This window comes from Phreatobacter stygius, from assembly GCF_005144885.1.
GTDB classification, from domain to species: domain Bacteria; phylum Pseudomonadota; class Alphaproteobacteria; order Rhizobiales; family Phreatobacteraceae; genus Phreatobacter; species Phreatobacter stygius.
In genome coordinates this window covers 2,056,147-2,074,449 of record NZ_CP039690.1, presented here as the reverse complement: position 1 = coordinate 2,074,449, position 18,303 = coordinate 2,056,147, and the positions used below count along the sequence as shown (strand labels likewise).

Below are 18,303 nucleotides of genomic sequence, written 5' to 3'. Positions count from 1 at the left end.
TTCGGTTTGATTCTGATTTTGGGGCATGACGATAGCCCATGAAGCGGTGCGGACGAGCCGCTCCGAGGCCGTCTTCGCAGAGATCCTTGCGGTGTCCACGAAAAAGGCCGCCGCTTGCGCGACGGCCTTGAGTAGTTCGGGATGACCCGTGCCGCGCTTGCGCGTCAGCCCATGGTCGGGATCGAGAACTCGGCGCCGTCCTTGATGCCCGACGGCCAGCGCGAGGTGATCGTCTTGGTCTTGGTATAGAAGCGGAAGGCGTCGGGGCCATGCTGGTTGAGGTCGCCGAAGGACGAACGCTTCCAGCCGCCGAAGGTGTAATAGGCCAGCGGCACCGGAATCGGCACGTTGATGCCGACCATGCCGACCTGAACCTTGGCGGCGAAGTCGCGGGCGGCGTCGCCGTCGCGGGTATAGATCGCGACGCCATTGCCATATTCATGGTCATTGGCCAGCGACAGCGCCTCGTTATAGGTCTTGGCGCGCACCACCGAGAGCACCGGCCCGAAGATTTCCTCCTGGTAGATGCGCATCTCCTTGGTGACGTTGTCGAACAGACAGCCGCCCATGTAGAAGCCGTTCTCGTAGCCCTGCATCTTGAAGCCGCGGCCGTCGACGACCAGCTTGGCGCCTTCCTTGATGCCGATATCGACATAACCCTTGACCCGCTCCAGCGCCTGGCTGGTCACCAGCGGGCCGAAATCGGCGTCGGCCGAGGTCGAGGGGCCGATCTTCAGGCTCTCGACCCGCGGCACCAGCCGTTCCATCAGCCTGTTGGCGGCTTCCTCGCCGACCGGCACGGCAACCGAGATCGCCATGCAGCGCTCGCCAGCCGAACCGTAGCCGGCGCCGATCAGCGCGTCGGCCGCCTGGTCCATGTCGGCATCGGGCATGATGATCATATGGTTCTTGGCGCCGCCGAAGCACTGCACGCGCTTGCCGTTGGCGCAGCCGCGCGAATAGACATATTCGGCGATCGAGGTGGAGCCGACGAAGCCGACCGCCTTGATGTCGGGATCGTCGAGCACGGCGTCGACCGATTCCTTGTCGCCATTGACGACGTTGAAGATGCCCGGCGGCAGGCCGGCCTCGATGAACAGCTCAGCCAGCATCAGGGGCACGCCCGGGTCGCGCTCGGACGGCTTCAGGATGAAGGCATTGCCAGCGGCGATCGCAGGGCCCGCCTTCCACAGCGGGATCATCGCCGGGAAGTTGAACGGGGTGATGCCGGCGACCACGCCGAGCGGCTGGCGCATCGAATAGATGTCGATGCCCGGGCCGGCACCTTCGGTATATTCGCCCTTCATCATCTGCGGCGCGCCGATCGAGAATTCGATCACTTCCAGGCCGCGCTGGATGTCGCCCTTGGCGTCGGGAATGGTCTTGCCGTGCTCCCGCGCCAGCAGGTCCGCCATCTTGTCGTTGTCGCGGGCGCAGAGCTCGAGGAACTTCATCAGCACGCGGGCGCGGCGCTGCGGGTTGGTGGCGGCCCAGGCCGGCTGGGCGGCCTTGGCGTCCTCGACCGCGGCGCGAACTTCCGCCTTGGTCGCCAGCGCGACCTTGGCGAAGACCGAGCCGTCGAGCGGCTGGAACACGTCGGCGGTGCGGCCCGACTGACCTGCGACATGTTTGCCGCCGATAAAATGTCCGTAGTTGCGCATGGAGGATCCTCCCATTGTCGTTGGTTCCGAGAACTAAAGCGCAATGGTGCCAGAACCAAGTGCGAAGATCGCGCATGCGTTGTGCGCAAATTGGCGTAAGCTGGTGTCATGACGCCAAACTGGGATCATATCCGGGTGTTTCTCGCGGTGGCCCGCACAGGCCAGTTCCTGTCCGCCTCGCGGGTGCTGTCGCTCGACCACGCCACCGTCGCGCGGCGCATGTCGCTGCTCGAAGCGGCGGTCGGCGCGCAGCTCTTCTCGCGCTCGACCGCCGGCGTCACGCTGACGCTGGCGGGCGAAAAATTCCTCGGCGCGGCGGAAGGCATGGAAACGGCCTGGCTGGATGCCCAGGCCAGTGTGTCCCAGGTCGACCGCATGGTGTCGGGCACGGTCCGCATCGGCGCCCCGGAGGGGTTTGGCGGCCTGTTCCTGGCGCCACGCGTCGGACGGCTGGCCGAACGGCACCCCGGGCTGACCATTCAGCTGGTGCCGCTGCAGCGGACGCTGTCCTTGTCGAAACGCGAGGCGGATCTTGCCATCGTCATCGACCCGCCGAAGGACGGCCGGCTGACGGTGCGCAAGCTGACCGACTACGGGCTCGGGCTCTATGCCGCGCGCGACTATCTCGCCCGGCATCCGGCGCCGGCGACATCAGAGGACCTGAAGCACCACCTGCTCGTGACCTCGGTGCAGGAGCTGCATTATTCGGAAGCGCTGACCTATTATCCGCCGGCTTTCGATGCCGGGCAGCGGCGGCTCGAATGCGCCAGCGTGACGGCCCAGGTCGAAGCGGTGAAAGCCGGCGTCGGCATCGGCATCCTGCACCACTACGCCGCCCGCGACGTGCCGGGGCTCATGCCGGTCCTGCCGAACCTGACCATCCGCCGCACCTATCATCTGGTCGCCCATGTCGATACCCGGCGCATCGCCCGGGTCGACGAGGCCTATCGGTTCATCGTCGAGGAGGTGGAGGCCGCGGGCAGCCTGTTTTCTTGAGAAACGGCCGCAGCCATCGGGCTTTCGCAGGGGCCTCAAGCGCCTGGCTCGGTGGCCAGGCGAAGAGCCCGGTGCCCGCGGGGGCGGACCCGCGGACACCAGGCTCGAGCATTTCCCGGTTCACGGGGAAGCCAGGAAATACTCTTGGCGGAGGGCGGCGGCCGGTTATTCGGCTGCGACCCGAATCGGGGCATGCGGCTGCGTATTCGCGGGGCTTGGCTGAGCTCCGTGGCCATGGCCGCCCTGGGCCTCGCCCGGCTCGTCGGTCGGGCCGACGAAGCGGCCGAACAGCCAGCCGAAGAAGCGGCCGAGATCGTCCATAACGGTGTAGAAAGACGGGACGAAGACTAGGCTCAGCACGGTCGAGACCAGCAGGCCGCCGATCACCGCGATGGCCATCGGCGCGCGGAACTCGCCGCCGTCGCCCATGCCGATCGCCGGCGGGATCATGCCAACCGCCATGGCGAGCGTGGTCATGATGATCGGCCGGGCGCGCTTGCGGCCGGCATCCAGCATGGCCTCCTTGCGCGGCACGCCGTCGCGCACCCGCTCGACCGCGAAATCGACCAGCATGATGGCGTTCTTGGTGACGATGCCCATCAGCATGAGAATGCCGATGACCACAGGCATGGAGATGGCGTTCTTGGTCAAGAGCAGCGCGATGATGACGCCGCCGAGCGACAGCGGCAGCGACATCAGGATGGTGAGCGGCTGGAACAGCGAGTGGAACAGCAGGACCAGCACGCCGAGCACCATCAGAAGGCCGGTGCCCATGGCGAGCGCGAAGCCCTGGAACACCTCGGCCATGACCTCGGCATCGCCGCCGCTCTGGAACGCCACGCCGGCCGGCAGGTTCTTGGCCACCGGCAGGGCGAGGACCATTTCCAGCGCCGGTCCGATTTCCAGGCCGCCGGTCAGGTCGGCGCCGATATTGACCCGCCGCATGCGGTTGTAGCGCTCGATCGACGAGGGGCCCTGGCCGAAGGTGATATCGGCAACCGCGGTCAGCGGCACCTGCTGGTTGGTCGCCGTGGTGACGGTGAGCTGCGACAGGAGGTCGAGATTGGTGCGCGCGGCGGTGTCGAGCTGGACCCGGATCGGGATCTGCCGGTCGCCGGCATTAAACTTGGCGAGATTGGCCGCCACGTCGCCAATGGTGGCGACACGCACGGCTTCCGAGATCTGGTCGGTGGTGACGCCATAGCGGGCGGCCTCGTCGGCGCGCGGCACGACGCGGATCTCCGGCCGGTCCAGACCGGCGGCGGCAGCGACATTGACGAAGCCGGGCAGGCGCCGCATTTCGGTTTCGAGATCGGCGACCGCCTTGTTCAGGCTGGCCGCGTCGTTGCCGCGCACGATGATCGACAGCTCGCGCTCGCCATTGTCGCCGACATACCAGGCGCGGATGTCGGGGATCTGGTTGAACAGCCCGGAAACCGCCTGCTGGATTTGCCGCTGGGTGCGGCTGCGCTCGGTCTTGTGGCTCAGCCTGACGATGACCGAGGCCCGGCGGATCTCGCGGGTGCCGGTCGGGGTTGCGCCGCCGACCACCAGGACGGATTGCACCTCCGGCACTTCCTTCTTCAGGAGCTTGGCCAGCTCGTCGGTGCGGTTGCGGGTATCCTCCAGGGTCGAGCCCGGCGGCAGTTCGACCGAGACGACGAAGCGCGCCTCGTCGGGGAAGGGAATGAAGCCGGTCGGCAGGAAACGGATCGCATAGATCGACACGGCGAAGATCGCGATGCCGGCCAAAAGCGTCACATAGCGGAACCGCATGGTGCCGTTCAGGAAGCGCAGATAGCCGCGCATCAGCCGGCCGTCCTTGGCTTCCTTGTGCTCGTGGGGCTTGAGAAAATAGGCCGCCATCATGGGTGTCACGAGCCGCGCCACAAGCAGCGAGAACAGCACCGCGACGGCGACGACCAGGCCGAACTGCTTGAAATATTGGCCGGCAATGCCGCCCATGAAGGACACCGGTGCGAACACCGCGACGATGGTGAAGGAGATGGCGATGACCGCCAGCCCGATCTCGTCGGCCGCCTCCATGGAGGCGCGATAGGGCGATTTGCCCATCTTCATGTGGCGGACGATGTTCTCGATCTCGACGATGGCATCGTCGACCAGGATGCCGGTCACCAGGATGATGGCGAGCAGCGACACCAGGTTCATCGAGAAGCCCATGAGCTCCATCACCCAGAAGGTCGGGATGATCGAGAGCGGCAGGGCGAAGGCCGAGATCAGGGTGGCGCGGAAGTCGCGCAGGAACAGGAAGACGACGATGACGGTGAGGATCGCGCCTTCCAGCAGCATTTCCATGGCCGAATGGAAATTGCCCTCGGTGTAGTTCACCGAATTGTCGATCTCGCTGAACGTGACGTTCGGATGGGCGGCCCGCATCTCGACGATCCTGGCGCGGGCGAGCGCCGCCACCCGGGCATCGGAAGCGCCCTTCGAGCGGAAGATCTGGAAGGCCACCGTCGGCGTCTCGCCATTGACGCGGGTGAAGGCGCGCGGCTCCTCATAGAGGTCGGTCACCTTGCCGAGATCGGACAGGCGGACTTCGCGGCCGCCGGGCAGCACGATCTTGGTGCCGGCGAGATCGTCGACATTGATGGCCGAGGCGAGGGTCCGGATCGACTGCTCCTGGCCGGCGACATCGCCACGGCCGCCGGCGAGATCGACATTGGTGGCGCGCAGCTGGCGGTTGACGTCGCCGGCGGTGATGCCGAGCGCCATCAGCCGGTCCGGGTCGAGCGAGATGCGGATCTCGCGGGTCACGCCGCCATAGCGGGCGACCCGGCCAATGCCCTTGAGGCCCTGCAGGTCGCGCTTCACCGTGTCGTCGATGAACCAGGACAGCTGCTCGAGCGTCATCGCGGGGGCGGCGACCGCCACCGTCATGATCGGCTGGTTCTCGATGTCGAGCCGCTCGATGATCGGCTCTTCGATGCCGCGCGGCAGATCGGCACGGATCTTCGAAATGGCGTCCTTGACGTCATTGAGCGCCCGGTCGGTGTTCACCTCCAGGCGGAATTCGACAATGGTCACCGAACTGCCGTCGGTGATGTTGCTCATGACGTTCTTGACGCCGGCAATATTGGCGACCGCGTCCTCGATCTTCTTGGAGATCTGGGTCTCGAGTTCGGCGGGTGCGGCGCCCGACTGGGTCACCGTCACCGAGATCAAGGGGATGTCGATATTGGGAAAGCGGGTGATCGGCAGGTTGAGGAAGCTCATCCAGCCGAGGAAGCAGAGCACGACGAACAGCACGATTGCCGGGACCGGCTGGCGGATCGAGTAGGCGGAAATGTTCAAGGCCATCGGGAGTGCCTCGTTCAGCGGGCCGCAAGGGCGATCGGGGTCACCCGATCACCATTGCGCACGAAGCTGCCGGAGACGGCCACCACCTGTTCCCCGGCCTGCAAACCCTGGCGGATCTCGATGCGGTTATCGGCGCGCAGGCCCGGCACGACGGTGCGGGTCTCGACCAGGCCGTCCTTGACCACCTGCACCGAGACCGCGCCTTGCGCGAACATCACGGCGGACAGCGGCACCAGCACGCCTTCCGAGCGGGCGACCTCGACCAGGCCGCGGCCGAACGAACCGAGCGGTGGCCGGTCGGTGCCGTCGAGCGCGATGCGCACGCGGCCGAGCCGGTTGGCGCGGTTCACTTCCGGCGCGACCAGGCGCACCGAACCGGCGAGTTGCCTGTCCCAGCCGGCGGCGTCGATGGCGGCCTTCTGACCCGGCTTCAGCTTGGCGAGCGTGGTCTCGGCAATGTCGCCCTCGAGTTCCACCGCGCCTTCCGAGATGATGCGGAACAAGGGGTCGCCGACCGCGGCGGCGACCGCACCGACACGGGCGGTGCGGCGCGACACGACGCCGCCGACAGGGGTGCGGATCTCGGAGCGTGCGATGCGCAGGGCGATGTCCTCGCGCTGGGCGCGGGCGAGCGTCAGATCGGCCTCGCCGAGGCGGAGCGCATGATGGGCGGCGTCCAGGCGGGCATTGGCGGCGCGCGAGGCCGACAGGCGCTGGTCGAGCTGATCGTTGGAGGCGACACCGGTGGTCTGCAATTGGCGGGTGCGCTGCAATTGCTGGTCGGTCAGGCTCTTATTGGCGGTGGCCTCGGCGATCGAGGCATTGGACTGGGCGATCGAGGCCTCGGCACGGGCGATCTGCGCGGCGTTCTGGGCCAGCTGGACGTCGAGCATGGCGCGGTTGAGCCGGGCGAGCACCTGGCCGGCGGCCACCTGGTCGCCTTCTTCGACCAGGATCTCGACAATCGACAGGCCCTCGACCTCGGGCGAGATCAGCACCTCTTCGCGCGCCACGAACGAGCCGGTGACGATCACCAGATCGCGCACCTCGCCACGGCTGGCGGTGGCAACCGTCACGGAGGGCGGGCGCGGTTCGTTGGCCCGTGCGGCGCCGGCGCCGAGCGGCAGGACAAGGGCGAGAAGCAGCAGGGAGCGATGCATGAGGCGGGTCATGATGCGGGTCATGGGGGGCAGCTTCAGGTCAGGTTGTCGTTGGACGGGGACAGCGGTGTCAGCAGCATCGTGCGCATGATGTCGAACATCATCTCGACATGCGGAACGGGATCGAAATCGGGATCACGGCCCCGACGCAGCATCAGGCCGTCGGCATAGGTGATCATGAACTGCACGGTGCGTTCGAGGTCGGCATGCGGCTCGGTATGGCCGCGTGACCGGGCGGTATCGAGCGCGCCATAGAGCTTCTGGTAGATGAATTCGTCGGTCTTGACGCGCAGCGCCGCGATCTGCGGATTGCGCGTCGCTTCCGACATGATCTCGATCCACATGCTGCAATTGGCGCGTGGTTCATCGACCATGTGGTAATAGGCGAGGTCCCGGAACGAGGCCCAGAGGTCGTCGGAGGTGGCCAGCGCGTCGAAGCCTTCGGAGGCCTGGGCGAGATCGCGCTCGCAAAGACCTTCGATCATCGCTTCCTTGGAGGGGAAATAACGATAGAGATTGCCTGGGCTCATGCCGGCCTCGCCGCAGATCTCGGCCATGGTCGCGCCATGAAAACCTGAGCGCATGAAGCAGCGCTCGGCGGCGTCCAGGATCGTCGTCTTGCGGTCGGTGCGCTGGATCTCGTCGATACGCGGCATTGTCTAACGGCACTCCGGCTGACGCGGCGTCATTAGCGGGGAATGTTTCAGGTTGCAATGCAAAAATGAACGAACGTTCGCTTTTTTAAGACAAATCAAAAGACAGGCAAATTTGAGGCGGACCGGCGCGCGCGCGATGGCGGAGCCGCTAGGGACACACCGGATTGAGCTGTCCGCCCGATGGTGCTCGGCTGTCGCCACAGGTTCGGCGTGACGGCGGCCGATTCGGCCACCCACCATCGCCCGACCCAACGAGGGAGACGACCATGCTCAAGACTCTGCTTCTCGCCGGCGCCCTGGCGGCCTCCGCCGCGGGCGGCGCCTTCGCCCAGGCGACCCAGCCGGCAACGCCGGCCCGGCCCGCCGCGCCGCCGGCCGCCACCAGCCCCGCGGCGCCCGCGCCCGCGCGCCCGGCCGCCACCACGCCCGCGACCACGCCGCAATCGGCGCTGATCGACATCAATTCGGCCACCCGCGCCGAGCTGATGACGCTGACCGGCATTGGCGAGGCGCGCGCCGACGCGATCATTCGCGGCCGCCCCTATCGCGGCAAGGACGACCTGCCCAACCGCAACATCATCCCGCAGGGCGTCTATGACGGCATCAAGGACAAGATCATCGCCCGCCAGCGCTGATCGCATCGCCGCATTGCCTTGAACGGACAGGCCGGCCCGGGCCGGCCTGTCGCGCCGACCCGTGGCCGGTGACCGGGTGTCTCGCGCCAGCACAACGGCCGGCGAAGCGTGTCAGCGCTTCCAGCCCCGCCGTGGCTTGCCGCCGCCTTTGTGCCGGGCCTCGGCCCCAACAGGCACTTCGCGATCGGTGCCCGGGCCCATGCTGTCGAGATCGGGCCTCGCCGCGCGGGACGGCGGCAGATTGGCCGCCTTGCCGTATTTGCGCTCGCCACGATAGCCGCCGGTCCTGTCGTCGACCGCCTGCTGGCGCGCCAGCGGGTCGTCCATGACAGCGAGTTCGGTCTCGCGCAGCCGCTTCAGCTCGTCGCGCAGGCGCGCGGCCTCCTCGAAGCGCAGGTCGGCGGCCGCCTCGCGCATGCGCTTTTCCAGATCGGCGGTGACCGCCGCGAGATTGTGGCCGACCGAAGCGCCGCTCTTGGTCAGGCCGGCATCGACGGTGACATGGTCTTTCTCGTAGACCGAATCGAGGATCTGCGAGATCGCCCGCTTGATGGTCTGCGGCGTGATGCCATGGGCGGCGTTATAAGCTTCCTGCTTCTCGCGCCGCCGGTTGGTCTCGGCAATGGCGCGTTCCAGCGAGCCGGTCATTTGGTCGGCATAAAGCAGCACCCGGCCGTCGACATTGCGGGCGGCGCGGCCAATGGTCTGGATCAGCGAGGTCTCGGAGCGCAGGAAGCCCTCCTTGTCGGCATCGAGAATGGCGACCAGCGCGCATTCGGGAATATCGAGGCCCTCGCGCAGCAGGTTGATGCCGACAAGCACGTCGAAGGCGCCGAGCCGGAGGTCGCGCAGGATCTCGATCCGCTCGATCGTGTCGATGTCGGAATGCATGTAGCGGACCCGCACGCCCTGCTCATGCAGATATTCGGTCAGGTCCTCGGCCATGCGCTTGGTCAGCACGGTGACCAGCGAGCGATAGCCGGCGGCCGCCGTCGCCTTGACCTCGCCGATGAGGTCGTCGACCTGGGTGCGCGCCGGCCGGATGATGCAGGGCGGGTCGATCAGGCCGGTCGGCCGGATCACCTGTTCGGCGAAGACGCCGCCGGTCTGTTCCAGCTCCCAGCCGCCGGGGGTCGCCGAGACGTGGATGGTCTGCGGCCGCATCGCCTCCCACTCCTCGAAGCGCAGCGGCCGGTTGTCCATGCAGGAGGGCAGGCGGAAGCCATATTCGGCCAGCGTCGCCTTGCGCCGGAAGTCGCCACGATACATGCCGCCGATCTGCGGCACGGTGACATGGCTCTCGTCGACGAAGACCAGGGCGTTGTCGGGCACATATTCGAACAAGGTCGGCGGCGGCTCGCCGGGCCGGCGGCCGGTCAGCCAGCGCGAATAGTTCTCGATGCCGGCGCAGGAGCCGGTGGCCTCCATCATTTCCAGGTCGAACAAGGTGCGCTGCTCGAGCCTTTGCGCTTCCAGGAGCCGGCCGGCCTTGTTCAATTCCTCCAGCCGCCAGCGCAGCTCTTCCTTGATGCCCGTGATGGCCTGGACCAGGGTCGGGCGCGGCGTCACATAGTGCGAATTGGCATAGACCTTGACGAAGGACAGGTCGGCATTCTTCTGGCCGGTCAGCGGGTCGAATTCGTGGATCGACTCGACCTCGTCGCCGAACAGGCCAATGCGCCAGGCGCGGTCTTCCAGGTGGGCCGGGAACAGTTCGATGGTGTCGCCGCGCACCCGGAAGGTGCCGCGTGAAAAGTCCATCTGGGTGCGCTTGTATTGCAGCGCGATCAGGTCGGCGATCAGCTGCCGCTGGTCGAGCTTCTCGCCGACCTTCACGCCGAAGGTCATGGCGGTATAGGTCTCGACCGAACCGATGCCGTAGATGCAGGAGACCGAGGCGACGATGATCACGTCGTCGCGCTCGAGCAGGGCGCGGGTGGCCGAGTGGCGCATCCGGTCGATCTGCTCGTTGATCGAAGATTCCTTCTCGATATAGGTGTCCGAGCGCGGCACATAGGCTTCCGGCTGGTAGTAGTCGTAATAGGAGACGAAATACTCCACCGCATTGTTCGGGAAGAACGATTTGAACTCGCCATAGAGCTGGGCGGCCAGCGTCTTGTTGGGCGCCAGCACGATGGCCGGGCGCTGGGTCGCGGCAATGATCTGGGCGGCGGTGAAGGTCTTGCCCGAGCCGGTGACGCCGAGCAGCACCTGGTCGCGCTCCTGGCGGCTGAGGCCGTCGACCAGCTCGGCGATGGCGGTCGGCTGGTCGCCGGCCGGCTCGAATTCCGAGACCAGTTCGAACGCCTTGCCGCCCTCCCATTTTTCCGGACGTGCCGGCTTGTGCGGCAGCCAGACCTGGCCGTTGACCTCAGGCCGGCCTTCCTGGATCAGCCGCTCCAGCGCCTTGACCGTGGCGGTGACGCCGGAGGTGCCGATCTCGCTCTCGATATCGAGGGCCTGGGCCTGTTCGACATTGATGCCGAGCCGATGCGCCAGCGCCTTGTCGGCAAGGCTCGCCTCGGCCTGGAAACCGGCCTGCGGTGCTTCGGCAAAGCCGTGCTGGGGCTGGCCGGTCTGCGAGCCGACACCCGCCGTGCCGCGATTGATCGCCGGGTTCAGGAGCGCCGCCAGCGCCGGGCCGAGCGGCTGCAACTCAGGCTTGGAGGCCTTCGATCGCGGCGTCTTGGCCTTGGAATCCCTCGCCTTGGCGGGTCCAGCGCCCTTGGCAGGCGAGGGCGATGCCGCTGGCGATCGCGGAACTTCGGCGACAGGCTGCTTCGGAGCTTTCGACATGCCGGCAATATGGGCCGGGACCCGCCGGAACGGAAGAGGTACGGGCGGTCTTGCAGCTGTGCTGCTGACACAGGGTGGCAGCAGCAGCATGGGGTCCTGGGAGGCGGACTGTGTCGGCGCGCACGGCGCAGCCTTCCGATCCCGGCATGCTGGATCCGGACGGGCGAGCGCCGATCTTGCCTGACGTCGCACCTGATGCGGAGGCTAGCATGCCCGGACCGACCAGCGCGGCCGCGCGCGTCACCATTGCCGTGCTCGGGATCCTGGCTTCGCTTGCGCTCGCCGAGCTGGTGTCGTTCCGGGTGCTCGGCCTGTTCCTGTCACCGAATTCCCAAGGCAGCTACACCATCACCAGGACGGGCGGCGAGGCGCGCTGGCTGGCGGTGGCCAACCTCGTCTCGCTCGCGACATCAGTCCTGCTGGCGATCGGCATCGTGAAGCTGGTCTATCGCCGCCGCCGGCTCGATCGTCCGCTGGTCGTTCTCGGCGGCTATGCCGGGGCCTGCATCGTCGCCGGCCTCGTCCTGCTCGCCTGTGCCGCGGGCTTTGCCAGCGGCAATCTGCCGGTCAGCGAAGCGCGTCCGCGCGCCGGTCTCGAAGATCTCGGGTCACTCTATCTCGCCCTATGCCTGGTCAGCGTCTATATCGGCGTCCTCGCGCTTCTGCCGGCAGCCGCCATCATCGCCTATGCGGAACGACGCGGCCTGCGTTCACCGCTGTTCTATGGGGGGGCCGGCGCAGTTGCCGCCGTGACGGTCGTCGGCGCCGTCCTTCTCGTCCTCCTGCTGGCCGGCGCGCCGCAACGGGAGGTCTTCCGCGGCGCATCGCCCTTGTTCCGCCTGCTGCTGCTGTTTGCCGCACCGGGTCTTGCCGGCGGGCTGACCTATTGGCTGATCGCCGGACGCAAGGCGGGCGAGCGGCCTCCGTCCATGGCCGCGCGACCGGTGGATTGAGGCGGGCAGGCCGCCGGCATTCTTCAATGCCCCTTCCTTTGGCGCCTTGCGCCATGTCATTTTCCGTGCTCCGCACAGCGATCGATTTCCGGAGCCTGTCCCATGCCTGCCGTTTCCCGCCGCGCCGCGCTCGGCCTCCTGTCCTCGGCGCTCGCCGCGCCGGCCTTCGCGCAAGCCGATTACCCGAACCGGCCGGTGACCGTGGTGGTGCCGCAGGCGCCCGGCGGGGCCAATGACATCATCGCGCGGATCATCGCCGAAAAACTATCCGAGGTGATGGGCCAACGCTTCGTCATCGAGAACAAGGCCGGCGCCGGTGGCAATCTCGGCTCGCAGGCCGCCGCCCGTGCGACGCCTGACGGCTACACGCTGCTGGTCACCATTTCGGCGAGCCAGGCGATCAATCCGGCGCTTTATGCCCGCACCGGCTTCGATCCGGTGAAGGATTTCGCGCCGATCTCCATGCTCGGCACCGTGCCGAACGTGCTGGTGGTCAACCCGAACTTCCCGGCCAGGACCGTCGCCGACCTGATCCGCATGGCCAAGGAAAAGCCCGGCGACTATCATTATGCCTCGGCCGGCAACGGCACGCTGAACCACCTGGTCGGCGAGATGCTGAAATCGCGCGCCGGCATCGACCTGAAGCACATCCCCTATCGTGGCATTGCCCCGGCGCTGAGCGATGTCATCGCCGGCCATGTGCCGATCACCTTCTCCAACCTGCCGGCGGTGATCAGCCAGATCCAGGCCGGGACGGTCAGGGCGCTCGGCGTGTCGACGCAGAAGCGCAATGCCAACATTCCCGACGTGCCGGCCATTGCCGAGACCGTGCCGGGTTTCGACGCCGAATTGTGGATCGCCATCTACGGGGTTGCCGGCACGCCGCAGCCGATCATCGACAGGCTGGTGAGGGCGACACACGAGGCGCTGGCCAAACCCGATATGAAAGCGAAATTCGCCCAGCAAGGTGCCGACATCGTCGCCTCGACGCCGGCGGAACTGGCGGCCAAGCTGGAGGCCGACCTGAAGGTCTGGGCCGAGATCGTGCGGACATCGGGCGCCAAGATCGAGTGACCGCCCGAGCGGCCGTCATCGGCCTTGCGGCATGCGCGGCGCGCCACGGCAGATCCCGCCGGGCGCGCCGGCGTCGTCGCAGAACGGGCGGCAATTGCCGGATTGCCGGCAAGCCTGGTCGACCCAGCGCTCGCCGGTCGCCTGCCAGTTCCAGTCGGCGCATCCGGCGAGCAGCAGAGCCGCGCCGATCAGGGCCAGGACCGCGCCGGCGCGCCGGCGCGGGGAGACGGGCATGGAAGGATGGCCGGGCATCAATGCTCTCCGTTATGGAGGCATTGCCTTAGCATATTTAATTATTGTTTTGCGATAACTAATTTCTGAAATGCGACGGTGCAGCCGCGTCTGGACCGTCATCCCGGTCGATGCCTTGCCGGCCAATAAAAACGGGGCCCGAAGGCCCCGTCGAAATTCTCAGCAAATGCCGGTCGCCGAAACGGCGATCACTGCCTTGGCGATCACTTGGCCTTGGCGTTCGGCTTGTTGTCGGCGCGCTCGGCGATACGGGCCGACTTGCCGCGACGATCACGCAGGTAATAAAGCTTGGCGCGACGGACCTTGCCGCGGCGCACCACCTTGATCGAGTCGATCGACGGCGAATAGACCGGGAAGACGCGCTCGACGCCCTCGCCATAAGAAATCTTGCGAACGGTGAAGCTCTCCATCAGGCCGCCGCCGGAACGCGCGATGCACACGCCTTCATAGGCCTGGACGCGGCTGCGGTCGCCTTCGCGAACCTTCACGTTGACGATCACGGTGTCGCCGGGAGCGAAGGTCGGGATGGTCTTCTCGCCGAGAACGCGAACGGCCTCTTCGGCCTCGATGGTCTGGATCAGATTCATGGGTCTCGTCCTTGTGGCCGGCCGACAGCGGTCCGGCATGTTTTTGGTCTTGATTCGAAGGGTGGGCGCGAGCGCCCGGTTGTTCCTCGGCTGAGGGGCTTTCACCCCTGGTGCCATCGGAGGCGGCTCGATACGCCAAAATGGCGTAGTTGTCACCCCTTCTTGGCTGAAATCGCCGACCAAAGATCCGGTCGCCGCTCGCGGGTGATCCGTTCGGCTTCGGCGCGCCGCCATTTGGCGATCTTGCCGTGGTCGCCGGAGGTCAGAATGGCGGGGATCTCCCGGCCTTCGAACAGCTGCGGCCGGGTGTAATGGGGGTATTCGAGCAGGCCGGCCTCGAAGCTCTCCTCCGTGCCGGACTGGTCGTGGCCCATGACGCCCGGCAGAAGCCGCACCACCGCATCGAGCAAGACCAGCGCGGCGATCTCGCCGCCTGACAGCACATAATCGCCGACCGATACCTCTTCGAGACCGCGGGCTTCGATGATGCGTTCGTCGACCCCTTCGAACCGGCCACAGAGGATCATCGCACCCGGGCCGGCGGCGAGCTCGCGGACACGGCCTTGGGTCAAAGGCCGGCCGCGCGGCGACATCAGCAGGCGCGGGCGCGGATCGTCCGATGGCGAGGCGGCGTCGATGGCGCGCGCCAGCACATCGGCCTTCATCACCATGCCCGGTCCGCCGCCGGCCGGCGTGTCGTCGGCGGTGCGGTGGCGGTCCCGGGTGAAATCGCGAATGAACACGGTGTCGAGCGACCAGGCCTCGCCCATGGCTTTGCCGGCGAGGCTTGCCCCCAGCGGTCCCGGGAACATCTCCGGATAGAGGGTGAGAACGGTCGCGCGGAACATCAGGCGGGTACCGTCAGGCCTTGAAGGTCGAAACCGGTGAAATCGGTGATCGTGGCGATCCGGTTGGGAAATTCGGCGAAGGCTTCCGGCGCCAGCATGGTGGTGACCGCCACCGCCCGCATGCCGGCGCGCCGGGCGGCCTCGACGCCGAGCGGCGCATCCTCGAACACCAGGCAGCTTTCGGGCGGCACGCCGAGCAGCTCGGCGCTCTTCAGGAAGATGTCGGGATTGGGCTTGCCGCGCAGCCCCATGGCGGGCGAGGCGATGGCCTTGAACCGGCGCCTGAGGTCGAGCGTATCGAGCACCACGGCGATATTGTCGGGTGGCGCGGCAGTGGCGACCGCCGAAGGCAGGTGGAGCGCGTCGGCGGCGTCGAGCAGCGCGGTCAGGCCGGCCAGCGGTTGGGCATGGGGTTTGTAGGCGGCGCGGTAGAGCTCTTCCTTCTCCTCGGCCAGCGCCGCGCGGCGCTCTTCGGTGAGCCCGGGGAAAAGGCCCGCGAAGATCTCGGGCAGCGAACGGCCGGCGGTCTGGACGAAATGCTGGTCGCGGTCGAAGGGCAGGCCGTGGCGCCGGTGAAAGATTTCCCAGGCGTCGTCGTGAAAGCGCATGTTGTCGACAATGGTGCCGTCCATGTCGAAGATCAGCGCGCGGACCGGATCGCTCATTGCGGCTCCTCCTCGTCCTCGAGCAGGCCCGGCGGCGGATCGACGACCAGCTTGCCGCCGGCAATGTCGACGGAGGGCACCACCGCCTTGGTGAACGGGATCATCACGGCCTTGCGGCCACGGCGCGCCACGTCGATGATGTCGCCGGCGCCGAAATCGAACACCGCGGTGACCGTGCCGATGGTCTCGCCGGCAGTGGTCACGGCGGTCAGGCCGATCAGGTCGGAATGCAGGAATTCATCCTCGTCCATCGGTCCGGCGAGCCGCTCGCGCGGCACCAGCAGGTCGAGATTGGTGACCGCCTCGGCGGCATTGCGATCCCTCAGCTCCGTGACCCGCGCGACCAGCACTTCGCCGGCCGGGCGCACCGTTTCGAGCGTGAAGGTCCGGCCGTCACGGGTGGTCAGCGGCGAATAGCCGAGGATGGCGGTCGGGTCCTGGGTGTAGGACTTCAGACGCACCTCGCCCTTGATGCCGTGGGCGGCACCGAATTTCGCGACGAGGACGAGATCGGAGGGCATGATGCCTCTCTCCAGGAATCTGGCCATGCCGGCCGTTGCCGCCGGCATGGCCCTGGCCGAGCCGGCGGTCCGGCGAAGGGTCTTGCCCGCCACCTCCCGGTCAGGGGAGGTGGGCGATTGATGTGTCCTGGCCGGCCGTGGCGAGGCGCCGGGGGCGCCCACGGCCGGATCAGGCTCAGCCCTCGGCCGGGGCTTCGGCTGCGGCGGTCTTGGCGGCGCGCGACGCGGCGCGCTCCTCGGCCTTCTTGCCGGGCTTGGCCTTCTCCGGATTGCTGCGGGCTTCGCGCTTCATCAGGCCTTCGGCATCGAAGAAGCGGGCGACGCGATCGGTCGGGGTCGCGCCCTTGGCAAGCCAGGCCTTGGCGGCCTCGAGATTGATCTCGTAACGCTTCTTGTCCTTGTCGAGGATCGGATTGTAGGTGCCGAGCTTCTCGATGAAGCGGCCGTCGCGCGGCGAGCGCGAGTCGGCGACGACGATCTGGTAGAACGGGCGCTTCTTGGTGCCGCGACGGGCGAGGCGGATCTTGAGCGACATGGGGTGTCTCCTTGTAACTGTCGTTCGTGATGTCAGGTGAATGCGATGTCGTGGGTCCGGCGGCTCATTTCTTCTTGCCGCCGAAGGGAAAACCGGGAAGCCCCGGAAGCTTGCCGCCGAACCCCGGGAAACCCGGAGGCAGGCCGCCGCCTGATGGCAGGGTTGGCATCTTGTCGGGCAGGCCGCCCGGCATGCCGCCGGGCAGTTTCTTGGCCATGTCGGCGAGCATTTCCGGGGTCGGCTGCGGCATGCCGCCGCCGCCACCCAGCCCGAACATGTTGGCAAGGCCGGCCATCGGGCCACGCTTGCCCTGGGCGCCGCCCATGGACTTCATCATGTCGGCCATGCCGCGATGCATCTTCAGCAGCTTGTTGACCTCTTCCGGCGAGGTGCCCGAGCCCTTGGCGATGCGGCGGCGGCGCTTGCCGTCGATTTCTTTCGGATTGCGCCGCTCCCAGCGGGTCATCGCCTGGATGACCGCGCGCTGACGCTTGATGACCTTGTCATCCATATTGGCGCTGGCGAGCTGCTGCTTGGCCTGTTTCATGCCGGGCAACATGCCCATCAGGCCCTGCATGCCGCCGATCTTCAGCATCTGGTCGAGCTGCTGGCCGAGATCGTCGAGATCGAACTTGCCCTGCTGCATCTTGCGGGCAATGGCCATGCCCTGTTCGGCATCGATGCTTTCAGCGGCTTTCTCGACCAGCGAAACGATGTCGCCCATGCCGAGGATGCGGTTGGCCACGCGCGAGGGGTGGAAATCCTCCAGCCCGTCCATCTTTTCGCCGGTGCCGAGCAGCTTGATCGGCTTGCCGGTGACCGCACGCATGGACAAGGCGGCGCCGCCGCGGCCATCGCCGTCGACGCGGGTCAACACGACGCCGGTCACATTGACCCGGCCGGTGAAGGAGCGCGCGACATTGACCGCGTCCTGGCCGGTCAGGCTGTCGACCACCAGCAGCGTCTCATGCGGCTTGGCGGCGCGCTCGACCTCGGCGACCTCCATCATCATGGCTTCGTCGACATGGGTGCGGCCGGCGGTGTCGAGCATCACCACGTCGTAACCGCCGAGCCTGCCGGCCTCGATGGCGCGCCGGGCGATCTGGACCGGCGACTGGCCCGTGACGATCGGCAGGGTATCGACGCCGATCTGCTTGCCGAGGCTGGCAAGCTGTTCCATGGCCGCCGGTCGACGGGTGTCGAGCGAGGCCATCAGCACCTTTTTCTTCTGCTTTTCGAAGAGGCGCTTGGCGATCTTGGCGGTGGTGGTGGTCTTGCCCGAGCCCTGCAGGCCGACCATCATGATCGGCACCGGCGGCACGGCGACGAGGTCGATGGCGACGCCATCGGTGCCGAGCGTGTCGACCAGCGTGTCGTGGACGATCTTGACGACCATCTGGCCGGGCGTGACCGATTTCAGCACCTCGGCACCGACGGCGCGGTCGCGCACCTTGTCGGTGAAGGAGCGGACGACTTCCAGCGCCACGTCGGCTTCGAGCAGCGCGCGGCGCACCTCGCGCATCGCCTCCTGGACATCGGCTTCGCTCAGCGCGCCGCGCCCTTTGAGACGATCGAGGATGCCGGACAGTCGCGTCGACAGGCCTTCGAACATGGTCGCTCCAAAGTTCATCACCGGGATCGCC

The 18,303-nt window shown here is 67.1% G+C and carries 16 protein-coding genes; 4 read left to right on the top strand and 12 right to left on the bottom strand.

From position 1 onward, the window contains the following. Positions 1–164: 164 nt before the first annotated feature. Positions 165–1,661, bottom strand: a complete 1,497-nt coding sequence (locus tag E8M01_RS09430; protein WP_136959887.1) for a CoA-acylating methylmalonate-semialdehyde dehydrogenase — start codon at positions 1,659–1,661, stop codon at positions 165–167. 108 nt (positions 1,662–1,769) lie between these two features. Here E8M01_RS09430 and E8M01_RS09425 point away from each other — a divergent pair, with 108 nt between their 5' ends. After that, complete coding sequence (locus tag E8M01_RS09425) at positions 1,770–2,657, top strand: LysR family transcriptional regulator (protein WP_136959886.1); 888 nt, start codon at positions 1,770–1,772, stop codon at positions 2,655–2,657. Between the two features lie 165 nt (positions 2,658–2,822). Here the strand turns inward: E8M01_RS09425 and E8M01_RS09420 are convergent, their stop codons facing one another. From E8M01_RS09420 to E8M01_RS09410, 3 genes are read right to left on the bottom strand one after another with little or no spacing between them, the layout of a single operon-like run. Further along, positions 2,823–5,978, bottom strand: a complete 3,156-nt coding sequence (locus tag E8M01_RS09420; protein WP_136959885.1) for an efflux RND transporter permease subunit — start codon at positions 5,976–5,978, stop codon at positions 2,823–2,825. A 14-nt stretch (positions 5,979–5,992) separates the two neighbouring features. Continuing rightward, positions 5,993–7,162: an efflux RND transporter periplasmic adaptor subunit gene (locus tag E8M01_RS09415; RefSeq protein ID WP_136959884.1), complete on the bottom strand. Its 1,170-nt coding sequence runs from the start codon at positions 7,160–7,162 to the stop codon at positions 5,993–5,995. 11 nt (positions 7,163–7,173) lie between these two features. After that, a complete protein-coding gene (locus tag E8M01_RS09410) occupies positions 7,174–7,794 on the bottom strand; it encodes a TetR/AcrR family transcriptional regulator (RefSeq protein ID WP_136959883.1) in 621 nt (206 codons plus the stop codon). 266 nt (positions 7,795–8,060) lie between these two features. Between E8M01_RS09410 and E8M01_RS09405 the strand changes: the two genes are divergently transcribed. Continuing rightward, a complete protein-coding gene (locus tag E8M01_RS09405; protein WP_136959882.1) occupies positions 8,061–8,429 on the top strand; it encodes a ComEA family DNA-binding protein in 369 nt (122 codons plus the stop codon). Between the two features lie 111 nt (positions 8,430–8,540). On the opposite strand, the gene uvrB is transcribed toward E8M01_RS09405, so the two are convergent. Then, entirely contained in the window at positions 8,541–11,225 is a 2,685-nt protein-coding gene (gene uvrB / locus E8M01_RS09400; RefSeq protein ID WP_136959881.1) for an excinuclease ABC subunit UvrB, read from the bottom strand. Between the two features lie 209 nt (positions 11,226–11,434). Between uvrB and E8M01_RS09395 the strand changes: the two genes are divergently transcribed. Both E8M01_RS09395 and E8M01_RS09390 read left to right on the top strand, forming a co-directional pair. After that, the gene (locus E8M01_RS09395) at positions 11,435–12,178 is read left to right on the top strand and encodes a hypothetical protein (RefSeq protein ID WP_136959880.1); all 744 of its coding nucleotides are present in this window, start codon (positions 11,435–11,437) and stop codon (positions 12,176–12,178) included. A 102-nt stretch (positions 12,179–12,280) separates the two neighbouring features. Then, positions 12,281–13,252, top strand: coding sequence for a Bug family tripartite tricarboxylate transporter substrate binding protein (locus E8M01_RS09390; RefSeq protein WP_136959879.1), 972 nt, complete (start codon positions 12,281–12,283; stop codon positions 13,250–13,252). 15 nt (positions 13,253–13,267) lie between these two features. On the opposite strand, the gene E8M01_RS09385 is transcribed toward E8M01_RS09390, so the two are convergent. From E8M01_RS09385 to ffh, 7 genes are all read right to left on the bottom strand, one after another. Further along, positions 13,268–13,504 (bottom strand): hypothetical protein, encoded by a 237-nt coding sequence (locus E8M01_RS09385; protein ID WP_136959878.1) that lies wholly within the window; start codon positions 13,502–13,504, stop codon positions 13,268–13,270. A gap of 203 nt (positions 13,505–13,707) precedes the next feature. Then, positions 13,708–14,091, bottom strand: coding sequence for a 50S ribosomal protein L19 (rplS, locus tag E8M01_RS09380; protein WP_136959877.1), 384 nt, complete (start codon positions 14,089–14,091; stop codon positions 13,708–13,710). A gap of 152 nt (positions 14,092–14,243) precedes the next feature. After that, positions 14,244–14,942, bottom strand: coding sequence for a tRNA (guanosine(37)-N1)-methyltransferase TrmD (trmD, locus tag E8M01_RS09375; RefSeq protein ID WP_136964533.1), 699 nt, complete (start codon positions 14,940–14,942; stop codon positions 14,244–14,246). Next, positions 14,939–15,604, bottom strand: coding sequence for an HAD family hydrolase (locus E8M01_RS09370; RefSeq protein WP_136959876.1), 666 nt, complete (start codon positions 15,602–15,604; stop codon positions 14,939–14,941). The genes trmD and E8M01_RS09370 overlap by 4 nt, the downstream gene beginning before the upstream one ends. Beyond that, entirely contained in the window at positions 15,601–16,125 is a 525-nt protein-coding gene (rimM, locus tag E8M01_RS09365) for a ribosome maturation factor RimM (RefSeq protein WP_136959875.1), read from the bottom strand. Before rimM ends, E8M01_RS09370 begins: the two co-directional genes overlap by 4 nt. A 175-nt stretch (positions 16,126–16,300) precedes the next feature. After that, the gene (gene rpsP / locus E8M01_RS09360; protein ID WP_136959874.1) at positions 16,301–16,660 is read right to left on the bottom strand and encodes a 30S ribosomal protein S16; all 360 of its coding nucleotides are present in this window, start codon (positions 16,658–16,660) and stop codon (positions 16,301–16,303) included. Between the two features lie 64 nt (positions 16,661–16,724). Beyond that, positions 16,725–18,272, bottom strand: coding sequence for a signal recognition particle protein (gene ffh, locus E8M01_RS09355; protein WP_136959873.1), 1,548 nt, complete (start codon positions 18,270–18,272; stop codon positions 16,725–16,727). Positions 18,273–18,303 lie beyond the last annotated feature (31 nt).